The organism is Microcoleus harperi Pol14_C6, from assembly GCF_036701295.1.
Lineage (GTDB): Bacteria > Cyanobacteriota > Cyanobacteriia > Cyanobacteriales > Microcoleaceae > Microcoleus.
Window position 1 is genome coordinate 1 of the sequence record NZ_JAUBQN010000065.1, and the last position, 16,859, is coordinate 16,859.

The window sequence follows — 16,859 nt, forward strand, 5'->3', positions numbered from 1 at the left end:
CTTTCCCATAATTGTACGCTCGCATGAGCGATTAACTACACCCCATTATACAAGTCCGGTGCTACCGGACTTGATATAATAGGGCAGTGCTGGGTAATATATACTTGGATGCGGACCTGCTAAGCTGAAATTTTTAATTTTAGATATCAAAGAACTGACTGATGGATTTAGACCAACAGATTCAAGCATTGATCGAAAAAGCTCCGCCCGACGGTTCGACGCCACAAATCTTAAAGGCGATCGCCCCGGCCTTGGTGTTAATTGCCCAACAGCTACAGCACCTCGAATACTCGATCCTGCAAGCGGTAGACCAAAGTTGGGCGATCGTGGTTTTGAGCAATCTCAAGCAACCGGGACGGGAGAAGAGGGTGATTTATGCTTGGAATAGTTTTAAAGATGCTTCGCAGGCTGCGGCTGCTGGGGGCGATCGCCTCAGACCGGTGCTTTTGCCTGTCACTCACATTTTATTTCAGATGATAGCTCTTGAAGGTCTTGACAGCATTGTTTTTTTTGAAAGTCCCGGCAATCAGGAAGTCGGGACGGAAATTCCTCGCGAGCAAGTACAGAGTTTAATTAACGTTTACTTGCAACAGTATCGATCGGCTCCACCGCCGGATATTGCCTAAACAACTCAATTTTCTATTTATTGGTAACAGGGCATTAGGAATTGGGAATTACGCATTACCAATTCCCCATTACCAATAAAGTGTAACTTTTTAACCTCTAATAAAGTCTACTCAAAACGTATTCAGCCAAATCAATCAAAGCTTGACGGGACTCTGAATGGGGCAGCGAAGCTAAGTATTCGACGGCTTTCTGTGCGTGATTTGTGGCTAGTTCTCGCGATCGCTCTATGCCTTTAGAATCTTCTACCAGTGCCAGGGCCTGCTCTAGATCTCCTTCTTGGGCAAATTCGCGTTCTATGAGAACTTCCAAGTAAGGCTTTTCTTCTAAGGCAAATAGTGCTGGTGCTGTCAGATTACCGCTTCTGAGATCCGAGCCTGCAGGTTTCCCCAAAGTTTCCGTTGAAGCGGTGAAATCTAATATATCATCTACTATTTGGAATGCCAAACCAATGTTCCGACCGTAGTTGTACAAATCGTCTGCTATTTCCGCTGAAACCTCGCTCAAACAGCCCGCTGCTTTGGAACTGTTGGCAATTAAAGACGCTGTTTTGTAATAACTTTTTTCGAGGTACGCTTCGATCGACAAGCTGGTGTCAAATCCATTGAGTCCCTGTTGAATTTCCCCCTCAGCTAAATCCATAATCACTTCTGAAAGCAGTTTGACTACTGGCAGGTTGTCGAGATTTGCCAAATGCCAGGAAGATTGAGCAAACAGAAAGTCTCCCGCCAATACTGCCACTCGGTTGTTAAACCGACTGTGAACCGTCGGCACTCCCCGCCGCAGATCCGACTCGTCTACCACGTCGTCGTGCACGAGACTAGCTGTGTGGATCATTTCCGTGATTTCAGCGAGGCGGCGGTGTTTTTCCGTGATTTCCCGATCGGGCATAGTCGCCTTGGCCATCAACAGAACGATTGCGGGTCTCACTCGTTTTCCCTTTGTGCCGAATAAGTATTCTGCAGCCGCGTACAAGATGGGATGACGGGCACCCACTAACTGTTTTAAGTTTTCTGTCAACAGTCGCAGGTCTTCTTCAACCGAGGAAAATAGGAGAGTGCTAGAGATCATGGATACGCCGACTCAAGCCGTAAAGTAACAAAATTTTACATATCATATCTTTATTTTAAGGTAATTCTCTGCAATAGAAAAGAAAAATCTAGGCGATCGGCAGTTATTTGTCATCTGCCACCCGATGGGAGTCACCCGCCTGCCAGAGGTGAGTAGCCTGCTGGGAGAGAGGTTGCCCCTATTGTATCGAATTGTTAAGGACACTGCCAAAAAATCTCTAAATCCCAGAAACCCTGTGTTATTATGGGTATTAAGGATTTAAACAATTCTATACATTAAGTACAGCCAGACTGGCAGGTAGCTTTTAGGTGCCTGTAAAAGTTTCGTAGAGCCAGCCTTGTTAGTCGATCGCAGCCAAAATTTCTGGGACGGATTTTTAGTTCCTCGCGGCTAAAAGTTTTCAGAAGTTAAGAGTAGCGCATCTTATGTGCACGGTAGCTCAAAGCAGCTCAAGTGGATGGTTTTAGGCTGTTTAAGCATCTGTAAAGCAGTAAATCATTATTGATGACCGGGAACGCCTAAATGTTCCCGCAGGCTTGATATGGAAAAACAGCCTTCAGAACCAAGGCATGGTCTTGCGTGCTGACTTAATGTAGTAGGTCTTGAACTTGTCCTGCTCCTCCTCGTCCTTGACTTTTGGTTCTAATTATGATTTATCGCGATATTCCTCTAATTATTCCCATTCTGGCCGCCGGCTATGTAATGACTATTTATGTACTGCTGATGTTGGCAGAACGCAGCGCTAAAATCACTCGATTGGGCGAGTAGTGCACTGCTGGGCAGCCGAAGTCGGCAGCAGCGCCCTCCCTTCACCCTTGAGAATTCGGAATACTCAATAATAACCCTGCCTTGAATGCTTGCGCGCAAAGGCAGGGTTATTATTTACAATTACCGGCACCGTGATTTTCTGGGCTGCTACTTACTGCAACACGTAGCTACAGTTATCGAGGTTCAATGCCCACAGCCTCTGAGGCAAGATATGATATTTAGTAGCAGCTTGTATAGCTCACAGCAAGTTTCATGTCAGGGAAACCCGGCCAGTGTTCCGAGAGAGCTATTAAAGTGCTCTCAAAAATGCTGAGTTTGAAGTTGTCGGTTATTGTGCCAAAAATCGCAATATTTCTATTTTGTAGGGCAATAACTTACAGAAATAAAACGCGAAATTGCTGAATATAGTAACCTGCTTGCTCAACAGAAGCAATCCATAAAGTTGCACTGCAATCACATATTTCATCCCAGGCTGCTTAAATGACTGATTCAGGCACATATTCTCTGGCATTTATTCACATATTCCCAACAAAATTTGCTAGAGAGCCACAAAAGTAATTTTTAATTTTAAAAAATTGATATAAATCTATGATAGTAGCAAACACATTTTCCAAATTACTGACCCATTAAAACCATACTAACTTTTAATTAAAATAACTAAAACATTTAGTAAAATTTGTCAGAAATTATCAAGAACAACTGCCCAAATTGTTGTCGAGTCCAGACGAAGTAAAACAAGTTTCGGTAAATCTGAGGCACAATGCTTTACAAGCTATAGAGAATTGCCGAGTTTTCAAAGTAGAGGTGAGAGCATAAAATCCAAGCCTGTTCGTCAGTGGCAAATGAATTACCCGGTAATTTTGCCACGAATATTTGAGCAATTCTTGACCACAATACCCGCCGACTAAGGTAGCGGGTGGGAAAAGGAGATTGTTAAAAAAAGTGTGAAAAAACATTTGGGTAAAATAGAAGTAACATCAGTTATCTGCCAAAGGACGTGTATGGTATCAATTCCGACAGCGGTTTAGCGCGAGCGCACTAAAAATCATACCAATGCGCTCGTAAAAATGCAACTCTAGACCGATGTCAAATCTCGATTGCGGTGAGCGTGCTGCGACTGTAAAATCGGAAATCTAAAATCGTATTAAGTGCCGGTTCCGCCTGCATCTATCCTCCTTAATTTGCCCATGTCAACAACAGTTTCTGATGCCCAAAGCTTGCTAGAACAGGCGATCGACCCCAAACCGCCGGTGCTGCCTCCAGACACACCCTTGAAAGTCGCAATTGCTGCCATGACTGAGGCGAGTGCCAGTTGCATTTTAATCGCGTTTGAGCAGCAATTGCTCGGAATTTTTACAGAGCGCGATGTTGTGAAAATAACTGCTAGCGGTATTTCGCTAGCAGGGGTGGCAATTTCTGAGGTGATGACTGAAAACCCGATCGCTATTTCCCTCAATAAAGCGGGGAATATCTTCAAGGTATTAAACATTTTGCACTCAAAAAGAATCCGTCATTTACCCCTCCTAGACGAAGGTGGCAACTTGCTAGGGGCTATCACCTGCAAAAGCATCCGTCAAATCCTCAAACCGGCAGACTTGCTGAAAATGTGGCGCGCCGAAGAAATTATGACCACCCAAGTAATAGTTACCTCAAGCAGCGCCTCAGTTTTAGAAGTCGCAAAACAGATGAGATCCCAGCGAAAAAGCTGCATAGTCATTGGCACTGACAGCGGCAACAAAAATCAGAAACCTGTGGGCATAATTACAGAACGCGACATTGTTAAATTCCAAGCTTCTGGACTAGATTTCGCAGGCACTCCCGTCACCGCCGCGATGAGTTTTCCGCTGATACAGTTGCAGGTAAAAGCCACCTTGTGGCAGGCTCACCAGTTAATGCAGCAGCACCGCATCCGGCGCTTGGTGGTGGTGGACGAAGAAGGATATTTAGCCGGAATTGTGACTGAAATTAGCCTGCTGCAAGCCTTAGATCCGGTAGAAATGCACGCAAATGTCGAGCTTTTGCAGGAAACAGTTGCAGACAAAACTCAGGAGTTGAACAAAATGAACGAAGAATTGCAAAAAGAAGCGTTGCGGAGAACAGAAGTAGAGGAAAAATTGCGAATTTTAAATGATAATTTGGAAGAACAAATCAAACAACGAACTTTAGAATTAATTAATGCCAACAGTCTGTTAAAAAAGGAAATACAAGACCGCACCACCGCTGAAGCTGAAGTTCGCCGCCTCAACACGGAACTCGAACAGCGAGTTCTAGACCGCACGGTTCAACTAGCAGCCAGTAACGAAGAATTGCAGCAACAAATTAGTGGTAGAAAATTGCTCGAAGAAAAATTACACTTTTCAGAAAAGAAAGTTCGGGCCGTTTTTGAAGCGATGACCGACATCGTTCTCGTGCTAGACAGTCAGCGGAACATAGAAGTTTTGCCAACGAATGTGGCAGCGGCTTCTGAGCCTGATTGTGATATAGTCAGCTTGACCATAGAACATTTTTTTGACGACGACAACCCGGATGATTGGTGGGTGTTAGTTCAGCAAGTGTTAGAAACACAACAAACTCTCAATTTTGACTACAGCTTAACAATTTGTGGTCGCGAAATTTGGTTTTCCGCCTGCATTTCTCTGTTCTCAAAAGATGCAGTCATTTGGGTTGCCCGCAACATCAACGCCCGCAAAATAGCCGAGTCAGCGCTGTGCCAAAAAAATGCAGAGTTATCTCATACCTTAGAAGAACTGAAGCGGACTCAGAAAGAACTCATTCAATCAGAAAAAATGGCAGCCCTCGGACAGTTAATTGCCGGAGTTGCTCATGAAATCAATTCTCCTTTAGGGGCGATTCGCTCTTCTGTGCAGAACATCGCCGACTTCTGGACGGAACAATTGCAGCAGTTGCCGATATTTTTTCAACAACTATCCCCGGAACGGCGACAGGATTTCTTTGCTTTGCTACACAAGTCCAGCCAAGAAACAGATACATTATCTAGTAAAGAAAAACGTCAGTTAAAAAAACTTTTGCAGGCGCAATTAGAATCAGAAAAAATTGACGACGCCGCCAGCCTTGCTTGTACTTTATTAGATATCGGCATCGGCAACAATGTAGAACCTTTTTTACCTTTGTTGAAAGACAGCCAAAGTCGAAACATTGTACAAACCGCCTATCAATTTGCTACGGTACAAAAAAGCACTAAAAATATTGCTACTGCCACAGATCGGGCAGCCAAAATCGTTTTTGCTTTGAAAAGCTACTCTCGTTACGACCAATCTGGTTCCAAAGTAATCGCTAATATTACCGACGGTATTGATACTGTTTTAACGCTTTACCACTACCAAATCAAACACGGTGTGGAAGTAGTCAGAAACTATGGTACTAATTTGCCCTCTGTGCTATGCTATCCTGATGAACTCAATCAAGTTTGGACAAATTTGATTCACAATGCTTTACAAGCGATGGGCAACAAAGGAGTGTTAAAAATTGATGTCAAACACCAAGCGAACGTAATATCAGTCAGTATTACCGACAGTGGTCCAGGCATTCCCCCAGAGATTATGCCGAGAATTTTTGAGCCGTTTTTCACAACTAAACCTCCAGGGGAAGGCAGTGGTTTGGGATTAGATATAGTTCAAAAAATTCTGGAAAAACATCAAGGTGAACTGCAAGTAGAAAGCGTGCCTGGCCACACAAAATTTACTATATTCTTGCCTATCGAAATTCCTTGAGAGGAATTAAAAAAAGAGTGCCACACCCAAGTTTTAAAATTTAATAGAAGTAAAGCTTTATGCCTAAACCAGTAATTTTGTGCGTTGACGATGAAGTTGTGGTCTTAAATAGTTTAAAAATTCAACTTAAAAAAGAATTTGGGGATGCTTACCTCTATGAAGTAGCAGAAAATGCAGATGAAGCTCTGGAAATTATGGAGGAAATTCAAAAAGAAGATGAAAGTGATATTTTGGTCATAGTATCTGACTGGTTAATGCCAGGGATTAAAGGAGATGATTTTTTGATTATGGTTCACCAAAAATATCCTAAAATTGTGAAAGTCATGCTGACCGGGCAAGCAGACGAAGTAGCAATAGCACGGGTGAAAGAGCAAGCAAACTTGCACCGTTGTTTGTACAAGCCATGGGAGCGCAAAGAATTAGTAGAAACTATAAAATCTGGTTTGACAAAAATATGAATAATAAACCTGTGATTATTTGCGTGGATGACGAACCGATAATTCTTCAAAGTTTGAAAATTGAGTTAAAAAAAACCCTGGGGGAAGAACATTTATTAGAAACCGCTGAAGGAGGCGAAGATGCTTTAGAGTTAATCGAGGAATTACTGGCAGAGGGCTGCGAAATTGTAGCAGTAATTTCCGACTATCTGATGCCGAATATTAAAGGGGACGAATTGCTGAAGCAGATTCACAGAATTTCGCCAAAAACTATCAAAATCATGCTGACGGGGCAAGCAGACCTAGAAGCAGTGGCGAATACTATTAAATATGCTAAATTGTACCGATACATATCCAAACCTTGGCAGTCGGAAGATTTGAAGTTGACGGTAAAAGAAGCGATTAACAGCTATTTTAGGGAGAAGCAATTAGCTGAACAAAATTCTCAACTCCAAAAGCTGAATCAAGAATTGGAAACTTTAGTCGAGGAGCGGACTGCACAACTGCGCTTGTCTGAAGAAAAGTTTGCTAAAGCTTTTCGTTCTTCTCCCAACCCGATTGCTATTACCAGACTTAATGACGGTCGTTATTTAGAAATCAATGAGGCTTTTTGCCAGGTCATCGGTTATTCCGCCGCAGAAATCCTCGATCGCACGGCGCTTGATTTGAATCTTTGGGAAAATATACAAGCCCACGCCGAGTTGTTTAAAATGTTAGATGAAAAACAAATTATTCTCAACTACGAATTTGATTTTCGCACTAAAACAGGGGAACTCAGAACCGGGCTACTGTCAGCAGAAATCATTGACATTCATGGCGAAACTTGCGTAATTTCTGTAATTCAAGATATTAGCGATCGCAAATTAGCCGAAGAAAAACTCCGAGGTGTAGCGGCTTCTTTAGCAGCAGCCCAAAGAATCGCCCGTGTCGGTAATTGGGAATGCGATTTCTCTGCCAACACAACTACTTGGTCGGAAGAGTTATCTCGGATTTTTGGGCTCGATCCAACCCAGCCTGCGCCAACACTAGCTGAGTTTTCGCAATACGTACATCCGGACGATCGACAAAAGTGGCAAACAACGAGCGACACTGCTATTGCTAGCGGGCAATCTTATAGTTTGGAATATCGAATTCTGCGCCCGGAACCAAAAATTGCTGCTGATAATTCCCCGTCACAAATAAGTGAAGCCGGCTTCATTCGCTACATCGAAGCCAGAGGAGAAGTAGTTGTCAACCAACAAGGGCAAGTGACAAAACTATTCACAACTTTGATGGACATTACCCCACGAAAGCTGGCAGAAATAGCCCTAGCAGAGAGCGAAGAAAAATACCGTCATTTAGTTGAAACTTCCCAAGACATTATTTGGTCTTGCAATGCTCAAGGACACATTACTTTTGTGAACCAAGCAGTTAAACAAATATACGGTTACGAGCCGGAAGAAATGCTCGGCTGTTCTTTTAGCGATTTCTTGGCTCCTGGAGAAATAGACTGGAAATGGGAACTTCAGCAGCGCTTGCTGACGGGAAAAACTGTGTTTCAGTACGAAAATATAGTATTAGGAAAAGACGGCCGAAAGATTGATGTAAATACCAAGGCGATCGCGCGCATGGACGCTGAAGGAAACATCATCGGCACAACAGGCACTGCTAGCGATATTACCGAACGGAAACAAGCTGAAATAGTTCTACGAAAAGCTAAAGAAGAAGCCGACAGAGCGAACAGAGCAAAAAGCGAATTTCTCTCGAATATGAGCCACGAATTGCGAACTCCCCTCAACGCCATTCTCGGTTTCAGCCAACTGCTAGCCCGCGACCCAGACCTCGGTCCCGATCAACAGCAATACTTAGGAATTATTACCCAGAGCGGAGAACATTTGCTCGTTCTGATCAACAATATTCTGCAAATGTCAAAAATTGAAGTCGGCTTGGTCACACTTAATAACAGCACTTTTGACTTGCACAAAATGATAAAAAATACTGAACATATGCTGAAGCTGCAAGCCGAAAAAAAAGGGTTGCAGTTAATTTTTGATTGCCCACCACATCTACCTCAATATATAGAAACTGACGAAAGCAAGTTGCGACAAGTATTGATAAATGTCGTCGGAAATGCTATTAAATTTACTGCGGAAGGTGGTGTTAATTTGAGAGTCAAACATGAGCTGCTAAAAAACAAAAGCTCTCCAGAGAATTCGCTAACTGAGAGGTGCTCATTGCTATTTGAAGTGGAAGACACAGGTTCAGGAATTTCTGCAGAAGAAATGGAAAATTTGTTTAAACCTTTCGCGCAAACAGAAAGCGGGAAAAAAGCTCAAGAAGGAACCGGTTTAGGCTTGCCAATCAGCAAGCAGTTCGTTCAGTTAATGGGAGGGAAGATGACGGTAACAAGCACCCTCGGTCGCGGCAGCATTTTTAGATTTGATGTTAAAGTCTCGCTCCCTAATGCAGTGGAAATTCAGGTTGCTCAAACAGCTCGCCGAGTGGTTGGTCTCGAACCCGGACAGCGAGAATACCGGATTTTAGCTGTTGACGATCGCCTGGAAAGCCGCTTGCTGTTGGTCAGAATGCTGACATCGCTCGGCTTTGCGGTGCAGGAAGCTGAAAATGGCGTTCAAGCTGTGGAAATGTGGTCGAGTTGGGAACCTCATTTGATTTGGATGGATATGCGGATGCCGGTGATGGACGGTTACGAAGCTACTAAACAGATTAAAGCGCATTTGAAAGGTCAAGCAACGGTGATTATTGCTCTTACTGCAAGTGCTTTTGATGAGGAGCGATCGCTGATTTTGTCTGCTGGTTGCGATGATTTTGTAGCGAAGCCTTTTCGAGAGCAAGTGATTCTGGAAAAGATGGCTAAGTATCTGGGAGTCCGCTATGTTTACGATCGAGAAGCTTCGCTAAGTTCTGATGCTGCGGTGTCCGCCGAGGTTTCCACGGCGACTGAAACGGCTGATTTGGCTTTGACGCTCAATTCTTCATTTTTGGAAGATATGCCTGCTGAATGGATTGATGAATTGTATTCTGCGGCGGATGCGGTTGATAACGAGGAGATTTTTCGGCTGTTGTTGTCGATTCCTCCTATTAATGCTAGTTTCCGCAGCGCGATCGCCGATTTGGCGAATAACTTCCGATGCGATCGGATTATAGATTTGATTGAGGAGTTTAGAAATTGTTGAAGGATGAAAAAAGAAAGGATAGGGGCAGGTTCAAGATTATTGATCATGTATGTCGATCGCCTATTTGTAAACTCGCCTGCGGGCGATCGGCTAATTTACTTGTAGTCAAGCTCCACACCCAGGTAATTATCAGTCATTCTCAATTATTTAATCTCAAATCTCACATCTCAAATCTTCATTAGGATAAGTTCTGTAAATATAAAATGAGTTCATTGAGGAGGGAGTGCTATAATGAACATTTAACCAGTTTTCATAATTTCAACATTAAATTAACAAAAAATAGCGATCGATGACCAAAAATCAAATAGAAGAAAATAAAGGCAACATATTAATTGTTGACGATACTCCAGAAAATTTGCAAGTTTTATCAGCAACGCTGTTCGATCGGGGCTACAAAGTCCGCGGCGTAATTAACGGCAAAATGGCAATCAGAGCCGCCCGCTCTGGTTCTCCCGATTTGATTTTGCTCGACATCAAAATGCCGGAAATGGACGGCTACGAAGTCTGCACACAGCTCAAGGCAGATCCGAATACCTCAGAAATTCCCGTTATTTTTATCAGTGCTTTAGATGAAGTATTGGACAAAGTGACCGCCTTTAAAGTTGGAGGGGTAGATTATGTCACAAAACCGTTTCATGTAGCAGAAGTTTTAGCGCGAATCGAACACCAATTGACTATCCAGAGACTGAAAAAACAATTGGTAGATCGCAATAAAGAACTGCAAGAAGAAATAATAGAACGCAAAAAAGCCGAAGAAGCAGCGGCCGCTGCTTCGCTCGCAAAAAGTCAATTTGTTGCCAACATGAGCCACGAATTGCGGACGCCACTGAACGCCATCCTGGGTTTTACCCAAGTCATGAGTCGCGACTCTTTGCTCAGCCACGAAAATCTCGAAAACCTCCGAATTATTAACCGCAGCGGCCAACATTTGCTGGAACTAATTAACGATGTTTTAGACTTGTCGAAAATAGAAGCAGGGATAATTGGCTTAGATGAACGCAGCTTTGACCTTTATCAACTCCTCGACACTCTCGAAGAAATGTTTCAAATCAAAGCTGAAACAAAAAAAATGCACCTGCGATTTTCCGTCCAGGCAAATGTTCCCCAATATATAAAAACTGACGAAAACAAGCTGCGCGTCTGTTTAATTAACCTGCTGGGAAATGCCATGAAATTTACTCACGACGGGGGCCGTATTTGGCTGCGCGTGAGCGTGGAAAGCAACCAGCCACAGCAGACAGAATCGGAAAGTCATCCTAACTCTACCTCAGTCGAACCCTTGTTAATTTTGTTTGAAGTTGAAGATACGGGAGTGGGCATAGCAACAGCAGAAATTGATACTTTATTTGATGCTTTCGTGCAAACACAAGCGGGTAGAAAAGCGGCTGATGGTACGGGGTTGGGTTTGACAATTACTAAAAAATACGTGCAGATAATGGGTGGGGATATTTGGGTAAAAAGTGTTTTAGGTGAGGGAACAAGTTTTAAATTTAATATCCGAGTATTTGCCGCTATTTCGTCTGAAATAACAGTGGCGACATTGCAGCGGGTGATCGGGCTAGAAGCAGATCAACCGATTTATCGGATTTTAGCAGTTGACGACAATCAAGAAAATCGGCTGCTGCTGGTTAAAATGTTGCAACCAATTGGTTTTGAAGTCCGAGAAGCGGAAAATGGCTACCAAGCGGTTGAACTTTGGGAAAGTTGGCAGCCTCATTTAATTTGGCTGGATACGCGAATGCCCGTAATGGACGGTTTTGAAGCTGTCCGACAAATTAGAGCGAAAGAGAAACAAACTCAGTGGCGAACTGTAATTATTGCTCTGACTGCTAGCACTTTTGAGGAAAAAAAAGGCGAAATTATCGCCGCAGGTTGCGACGATTTTGTGCGGAAACCTTTTCAAGAACAAATCCTCTTTGATAAGATGGCTTGCTACTTGGAAGTGCGCTATCTTTATCAAGAGTTGCCCCGGCTCCCAGTCGGGGCTTTACGGCGTTATTGTGTGAACGAAAAACCCGATTCATTTTTCGGAGAGCTACTGGCTCAGATGCCTCAAAGCTGGGTGCAGGAACTCTACGAAGCAGCTAATGATGTTAATGAAGAGCTGGCGATTCAACTTGTCGATCGCATCTGGGAAAGTCATCCAACTTTAGCTGAGGCTTTAAAAGATTTGCTTGCCGATTACCGACTCGACAAGATAATGGATTTAACTCAATCGAGTTTAAAATAAATGGATAATAGCGAAATTAAAGTATTGGTGGTTGATGACCAACCAAGCAATCTGCGGTTCTTATCCAAACTGCTAACATCCCAGGGGTATCAAGTTTACCGAGCTATTTGCGGTCCACTGGCGTTGAATGTTGCGATCAGCCATTGCCCAGATTTAATTTTACTCGACATTAGAATGCCGGAAATGAACGGTTATGAAGTTTGTCGGAGACTGAAAGCGACACCGGAAACCGAACAAATCCCGGTGATATTTTTAAGCGTATTAGATGAAATGAACGATAAATTACAAGCTTTTCGAGTAGGAGGTGCTGACTATATTACTAAACCATTTCAAGTAGAAGAAGTTTTAGCGCGCATCGACAAGCAAGTCCGCTTGCAAAAACTGCAACAGCAATTAAAAGAACAAAATTATCAACTGCAACAGTCACAGTCGCTGCTTTCTAGCATATTAAATAGTTCATTAGACTGTGTGGTGGCTTATTCTGCAGTCCGCAACAGTGAGGGAAATATTGTAGATTTCCAGTGGCTCTTGATCAACCCGGCCGCTGAAAAATTTTATGGTCTGCTATTAAATGACATAGTTGGCAATAATTTGTTAGCGAAAGTTTCCCCAGTTAGCAATAACGGGTTATTTGATTTGTATGTTTCTGTAGTAGAAACAGGAGAAACTGTAGACCAAGAATTTTCTTACGAACAGGAGCTAGATACTATTGTTTGGCTGCACATTGTGGCGGTGAAATTAAATGATGGTCTGGCAGTAACATTTCGTAACATTACCGATCGCAAACGAGCAGAAATTGCCCTACGAGACAGCGAAGAACGCTTCCGCGCGATATTCGAGCAAGCTGCGGTCGGCATAGCTAAAACCGCGCTTTGCGGTAAATTTATGCGGGTAAATCCCGGCTTTTGTCAAATTGTCCGCTATGCACAATCGGAATTGTTACAGCAAAATTGGGAGGCAATTACTCACCCAGATGACAGAGAAGCGGACAGAGAATACCTGCGTTCACTGTTATCCGGGAAGATTCAAACTTTTTCTGTGGAAAAGCGTTTGCTATGCAAAGATGAGGCAGTGCGCTGGGCAAATGTTACTGTTTCGGCAATGCGCGATGTCAAGGGGACGCTGCAGTATTTGATTTGTGCGATCGAGGATATTTCCGAACGCAAGCTGGTACAAGAATTGCTGCAAGAGAGTTTAGACACTCAAACCCGCTACGCTCAAGAATTAACTCGTTCTAATGCCGAACTAGAACAGTTTGCTTACGTGGCTTCTCACGATTTGCAAGCGCCTTTGAGCACGATTGCCGGCTACGCTCAACTATTAGAAAAACGCTTTACCAACCAACTTGATGCCCAAGGGAATAAATTTATCCGCAATATTGTTAATTCTTGCGAGCGGATGCAGGCGCTGATTGATGACTTGCTGGAGTATTCGCGGGTCGGTCGCAGTCAGAAACCTTTTGAGATGATAGATTGCAATCGGGTTTTTGAGGATGCTTGTGCTAATTTGCATTTGGCTATCCGCGAGAATCAAGCTTCAGTTACTAAGGGGAATTTGCCAAGGGTAACAGGTGACTGTTTTCAACTGCTGCAACTGTTTCAAAATTTAATTGGTAACGCCATTAAGTACCGCAGCAGTGAGGCGCCGGTGGTGCAGGTGGACGCTTTCCATCAGGGGGATAGCTGGGTGTTTTCAGTGCAGGATAATGGTATTGGGATTGCCTCACAGTACCATCCGCGAATTTTTCAGATTTTTCAGCGCTTGCACACCCAAAAACAGTATTCTGGAACTGGTATCGGTTTAGCGATTTGTCAAAGAATTGTCGAGCGGCACGGGGGCAGCCTTTGGGTAGAATCAGAACCGAATCGAGGCTCGACTTTTTATTTTTCTATTCCTATACCAAAGTGAAGTCAACAGCCCGCCTGAAGCAGTCACTCGTCCTTTACTTAAGCTTTAACCATCTTTATGTTTTCTTTACAAAAATGCTTATAAAGTGTAGCATATTCACTGATGACAGCGAGTTAGAAATGTATCAATATAAATCTATTAGCTCTATCCTTATACAACTTATAAATCAGCGGTGCGCGCAAGACTTGTTAATTTTTTTCAACAGTATCCAGAGCATCTTGCTTTGGGATGCAATAGTTTCCCTAGTAGTTCGCGGAGAAGGATTTGTAATATGTTTGCAGTTTGCCGTTTCTCGGACAGACTGGAAAGTGAAACAAGCATAATTCGCAAACCTTTGCAAATAGAGAAAAACGGGAAATGGCTGCAACACACTTTTAGTGTTCTCAGCCTGATTTACCGAATGATGGAAAGAGATGCTGTGGAGGTACTCAGATACGGCTCCAAATCACGCAACCTCACAAAGGACGTTCGTAGTGAGGCAAAGCGGTGAATTATAAAAAGAAAAAATTTACTCTTTTAATAGCAAACGATGACGAGGATACGCGCTTTTTGATGGAGGAAGCACTGCGAGAAATTCGATTAGCAATTACGAGGGAATTTGTGGAAAATGGAGAACAGGTACTAGACTATTTGTACCGCCGCGGTCAATATTTTGATAGCAGCAATTGGCATCAGGCAGACTTGATACTTTTGGATTTGAATATGCCGAGGCTGGACGGGCGCGAAACACTAACTTCGATCAGAGCTGACCCCCATTTGCAACAAATTCCGGTTGTAATGCTCACAACTTCCCACCGCCGAGGAGATATCTTGCTTTGCTACCGCTTGGGAGCCAATTCTTTCATATCCAAACCAGTCACTTTTGAAGGATTGCTTGAAGTAATGAAGGCTTTATGTGAGTATTGGTTTGAAATCGTTTCATTGCCGCCGGATATGTAAACTTTAATGGAGGGCTAAATCCATAGTTTGAGTGTATAGTGAATTTGATAAGCCGAAATATTTGCCGATCGCAAGTATCGCTCTCAAAAAAAAGTTGCCTTCGACCCGCTCCGAACGCTATAGTTGTGTTAAAATGTAACCAATGTCTGAAAATTTTGTTGGTTGAGGATGACCTCGGAGCTCCGACAATGATCGAAGACCTTCTAGGGTCATTCAGCGAGTCTCTATTTCTTCTCCAAACTGTTAAGTCTCTGGAGATAGGAGTTCGGCGTCTGGAAGTAGACAAGTTTGACGCCGTACTATTAGATTTGTCAGTGTCAGACAGCTTGAGGGGAAGCGAGGCGATCGCAGTTTTGAAAGGGCGATGGCCCACATTGCCAATTGTGGTGCTGACAGATATCAATGATGAAAATATAGCCCGGTCGGTATTGCGCTGGGGCGCTCAAGATTGTTTGGTAAAGGGAAGATTTCACAGAACTCTGCTGGTGCGGGCAATCCATTACGCGATAGAACGCCAGCAAATCGAAGAACAATTGCGACAGCAGGCTCTTCGACAGCGGCTGTTGGGGAAAATGATCGAACATATTCGATCGTCAATAGATCCGGCAAGCATTCTCCAATGTACGGTTGCAGAAGTGCGCCAATTTCTCCAAACAGATCGCGTTTTAATTTATCGCTGTCAGGATTGGGTCTCTCAATTGGACGGGGAAGAGCAAAAAGGTGCGATCGTCGCCGGTGACGGTTTGCCAGAAGGTTATATTGAAAACCAAAATATTAGTGCTGCTTTGGCGGTGTCCTGCTTTGTTTTAGTCGAATCCCAGTCGGTACAAGCAATAGCAGATGTCAGCACTGCCCCCTTGGCTGGCAGTTGCAAAGAATTGCTGGCAGATTGTGAAATTGCAGCAGTTATCAGCGTGCCAATTTGGCAATCAGGCGACTGGGAAACGGCAAAAGAAACACAAGAAGCCACTGTTTGGGAAGTCGAGAAAAATCAAGATGCAGCGGAAAATTATATTTGGCATCAGGCGAGTGACAACCCGCAGGCGCAGGCTAAAAATTTGCCGGATACGATCGCAGAAAAAGGCAATAGTTTGTGGGGAATGTTGACAGCATACAATTGCTGCGGTGTCAGGGAATGGCAGCAGTGGGAAATAGATTTTTTACAGCACTTGGCAAATCAAGTGGCGATCGCGATCGAACAATCTCAACTTTACCGCAAGCTAGCAATAGCCAATCAAAAATTGCAGCAACTCGCAACTACTGATGGACTGACTGGCATTGCCAATCGCCGCCAGTTCGATCGCGTTTTGAGCTTAGAGTGGCGCCGATTGGCAAGAGAGGAACTTCCGCTGTCTTTAATTATGTTTGACCTCGACTTTTTTAAACTTTACAACGAGTTTTATGGGCATCTGGGCGGGGACGATTGTTTGCGCCAAGTTGCCGGGGCGATCGCCAGATCTACCAACCGGTCTGGGGATTTGACTGCCCGCTACGGTGGCGAAGAGTTTGCCCTAGTGCTGCCCAACACTAGCGCCGAAGGGGCAAACGCTGTCGCCCGGAAAATCTGCGACGGCATCGCCAGCTTGAAACTGCCCCACGCGCGATCGTCGATCGGCCCCTACGTTACCCTCAGTTGCGGCATTGCGACAGCGATTCCTTCTGCCCAGGAATCTCCCCACACCCTAATTCGCAGCGCTGACAGCGCCCTTTATCAAGCCAAAACCGAAGGCAAAAATCGCATTTGTCACGCCAACATTAACTCGGAATCTTCCCCGATTTTTATGTAAAAGTTGCAGGTAATTGGTAATTAGTAAGATCGTGTTTGATTTTTCACTCACAACTCACAACTCACAACTCATATTGTTGACCTTAGCATCGTAATAATAATTTTCTGACTCATATCAAGTCCGGTAGCACCGGACTTGTATAATGGGGTGTAGTTAATCGCTCATGCGAGCGTACAATTATGGGAAAG

The 16,859-nt window shown here is 43.8% G+C and carries 10 protein-coding genes; 9 read left to right on the forward strand and 1 reads right to left on the reverse strand.

Annotated elements, in window-relative coordinates:
* Window positions 1–161: 161 nt before the first annotated feature.
* A complete protein-coding gene (locus QUA27_RS25855) occupies window positions 162–626 on the forward strand; it encodes a hypothetical protein (protein WP_333071740.1) in 465 nt (154 codons plus the stop codon).
* A 97-nt stretch (window positions 627–723) separates the two neighbouring features.
* On the opposite strand, the gene sds is transcribed toward QUA27_RS25855, so the two are convergent.
* Window positions 724–1,695 carry a solanesyl diphosphate synthase gene (gene sds / locus QUA27_RS25860; RefSeq protein WP_333071742.1) on the reverse strand — a complete coding sequence of 324 codons (972 nt, stop codon included), beginning with the start codon at window positions 1,693–1,695 and terminating at the stop codon, window positions 724–726.
* 1,955 nt (window positions 1,696–3,650) lie between these two features.
* Here sds and QUA27_RS25865 point away from each other — a divergent pair.
* From QUA27_RS25865 to QUA27_RS25900, 8 genes are all read left to right on the forward strand, one after another.
* Window positions 3,651–6,194, forward strand: a complete 2,544-nt coding sequence (locus tag QUA27_RS25865; protein WP_333071743.1) for a CBS domain-containing protein — start codon at window positions 3,651–3,653, stop codon at window positions 6,192–6,194.
* A 59-nt stretch (window positions 6,195–6,253) separates the two neighbouring features.
* On the forward strand, window positions 6,254–6,652 hold the full coding sequence (locus QUA27_RS25870) for a response regulator (protein WP_333071745.1): 399 nt from the start codon (window positions 6,254–6,256) through the stop codon (window positions 6,650–6,652).
* Window positions 6,649–9,807, forward strand: coding sequence for a PAS domain S-box protein (locus QUA27_RS25875; protein WP_333071747.1), 3,159 nt, complete (start codon window positions 6,649–6,651; stop codon window positions 9,805–9,807). Before QUA27_RS25870 ends, QUA27_RS25875 begins: the two co-directional genes overlap by 4 nt.
* 289 nt (window positions 9,808–10,096) lie before the next feature.
* Window positions 10,097–12,037, forward strand: coding sequence for a response regulator (locus tag QUA27_RS25880; protein ID WP_333071749.1), 1,941 nt, complete (start codon window positions 10,097–10,099; stop codon window positions 12,035–12,037).
* Window positions 12,038–13,945, forward strand: coding sequence for a PAS domain S-box protein (locus tag QUA27_RS25885; RefSeq protein WP_333071750.1), 1,908 nt, complete (start codon window positions 12,038–12,040; stop codon window positions 13,943–13,945).
* A 271-nt stretch (window positions 13,946–14,216) separates the two neighbouring features.
* Complete coding sequence (locus QUA27_RS25890; RefSeq protein WP_333071752.1) at window positions 14,217–14,435, forward strand: hypothetical protein; 219 nt, start codon at window positions 14,217–14,219, stop codon at window positions 14,433–14,435.
* Window positions 14,432–14,884 carry a response regulator gene (locus tag QUA27_RS25895; protein ID WP_333071754.1) on the forward strand — a complete coding sequence of 151 codons (453 nt, stop codon included), beginning with the start codon at window positions 14,432–14,434 and terminating at the stop codon, window positions 14,882–14,884. The genes QUA27_RS25890 and QUA27_RS25895 overlap by 4 nt, the downstream gene beginning before the upstream one ends.
* Before the next feature lie 125 nt (window positions 14,885–15,009).
* Entirely contained in the window at window positions 15,010–16,671 is a 1,662-nt protein-coding gene (locus tag QUA27_RS25900) for a diguanylate cyclase domain-containing protein (RefSeq protein WP_333071755.1), read from the forward strand.
* The last annotated feature ends 188 nt before the right edge of the window (window positions 16,672–16,859 follow it).

Bases quoted from the DNA above. Each gene is read 5' to 3' on its own strand.
- QUA27_RS25855 (WP_333071740.1), top strand. From the start codon at position 162: ATGGATTTAGACCAACAGATTCAAGCATTGATCGAAAAAGCTCCGCCC.
- sds (WP_333071742.1), bottom strand. From the start codon at position 1,695: ATGATCTCTAGCACTCTCCTATTTTCCTCGGTTGAAGAAGACCTGCGA.
- QUA27_RS25865 (WP_333071743.1), top strand. From the start codon at position 3,651: ATGTCAACAACAGTTTCTGATGCCCAAAGCTTGCTAGAACAGGCGATC.
- QUA27_RS25870 (WP_333071745.1), top strand. From the start codon at position 6,254: ATGCCTAAACCAGTAATTTTGTGCGTTGACGATGAAGTTGTGGTCTTA.
- QUA27_RS25875 (WP_333071747.1), top strand. From the start codon at position 6,649: ATGAATAATAAACCTGTGATTATTTGCGTGGATGACGAACCGATAATT.
- QUA27_RS25880 (WP_333071749.1), top strand. From the start codon at position 10,097: ATGACCAAAAATCAAATAGAAGAAAATAAAGGCAACATATTAATTGTT.
- QUA27_RS25885 (WP_333071750.1), top strand. From the start codon at position 12,038: ATGGATAATAGCGAAATTAAAGTATTGGTGGTTGATGACCAACCAAGC.
- QUA27_RS25890 (WP_333071752.1), top strand. From the start codon at position 14,217: ATGTTTGCAGTTTGCCGTTTCTCGGACAGACTGGAAAGTGAAACAAGC.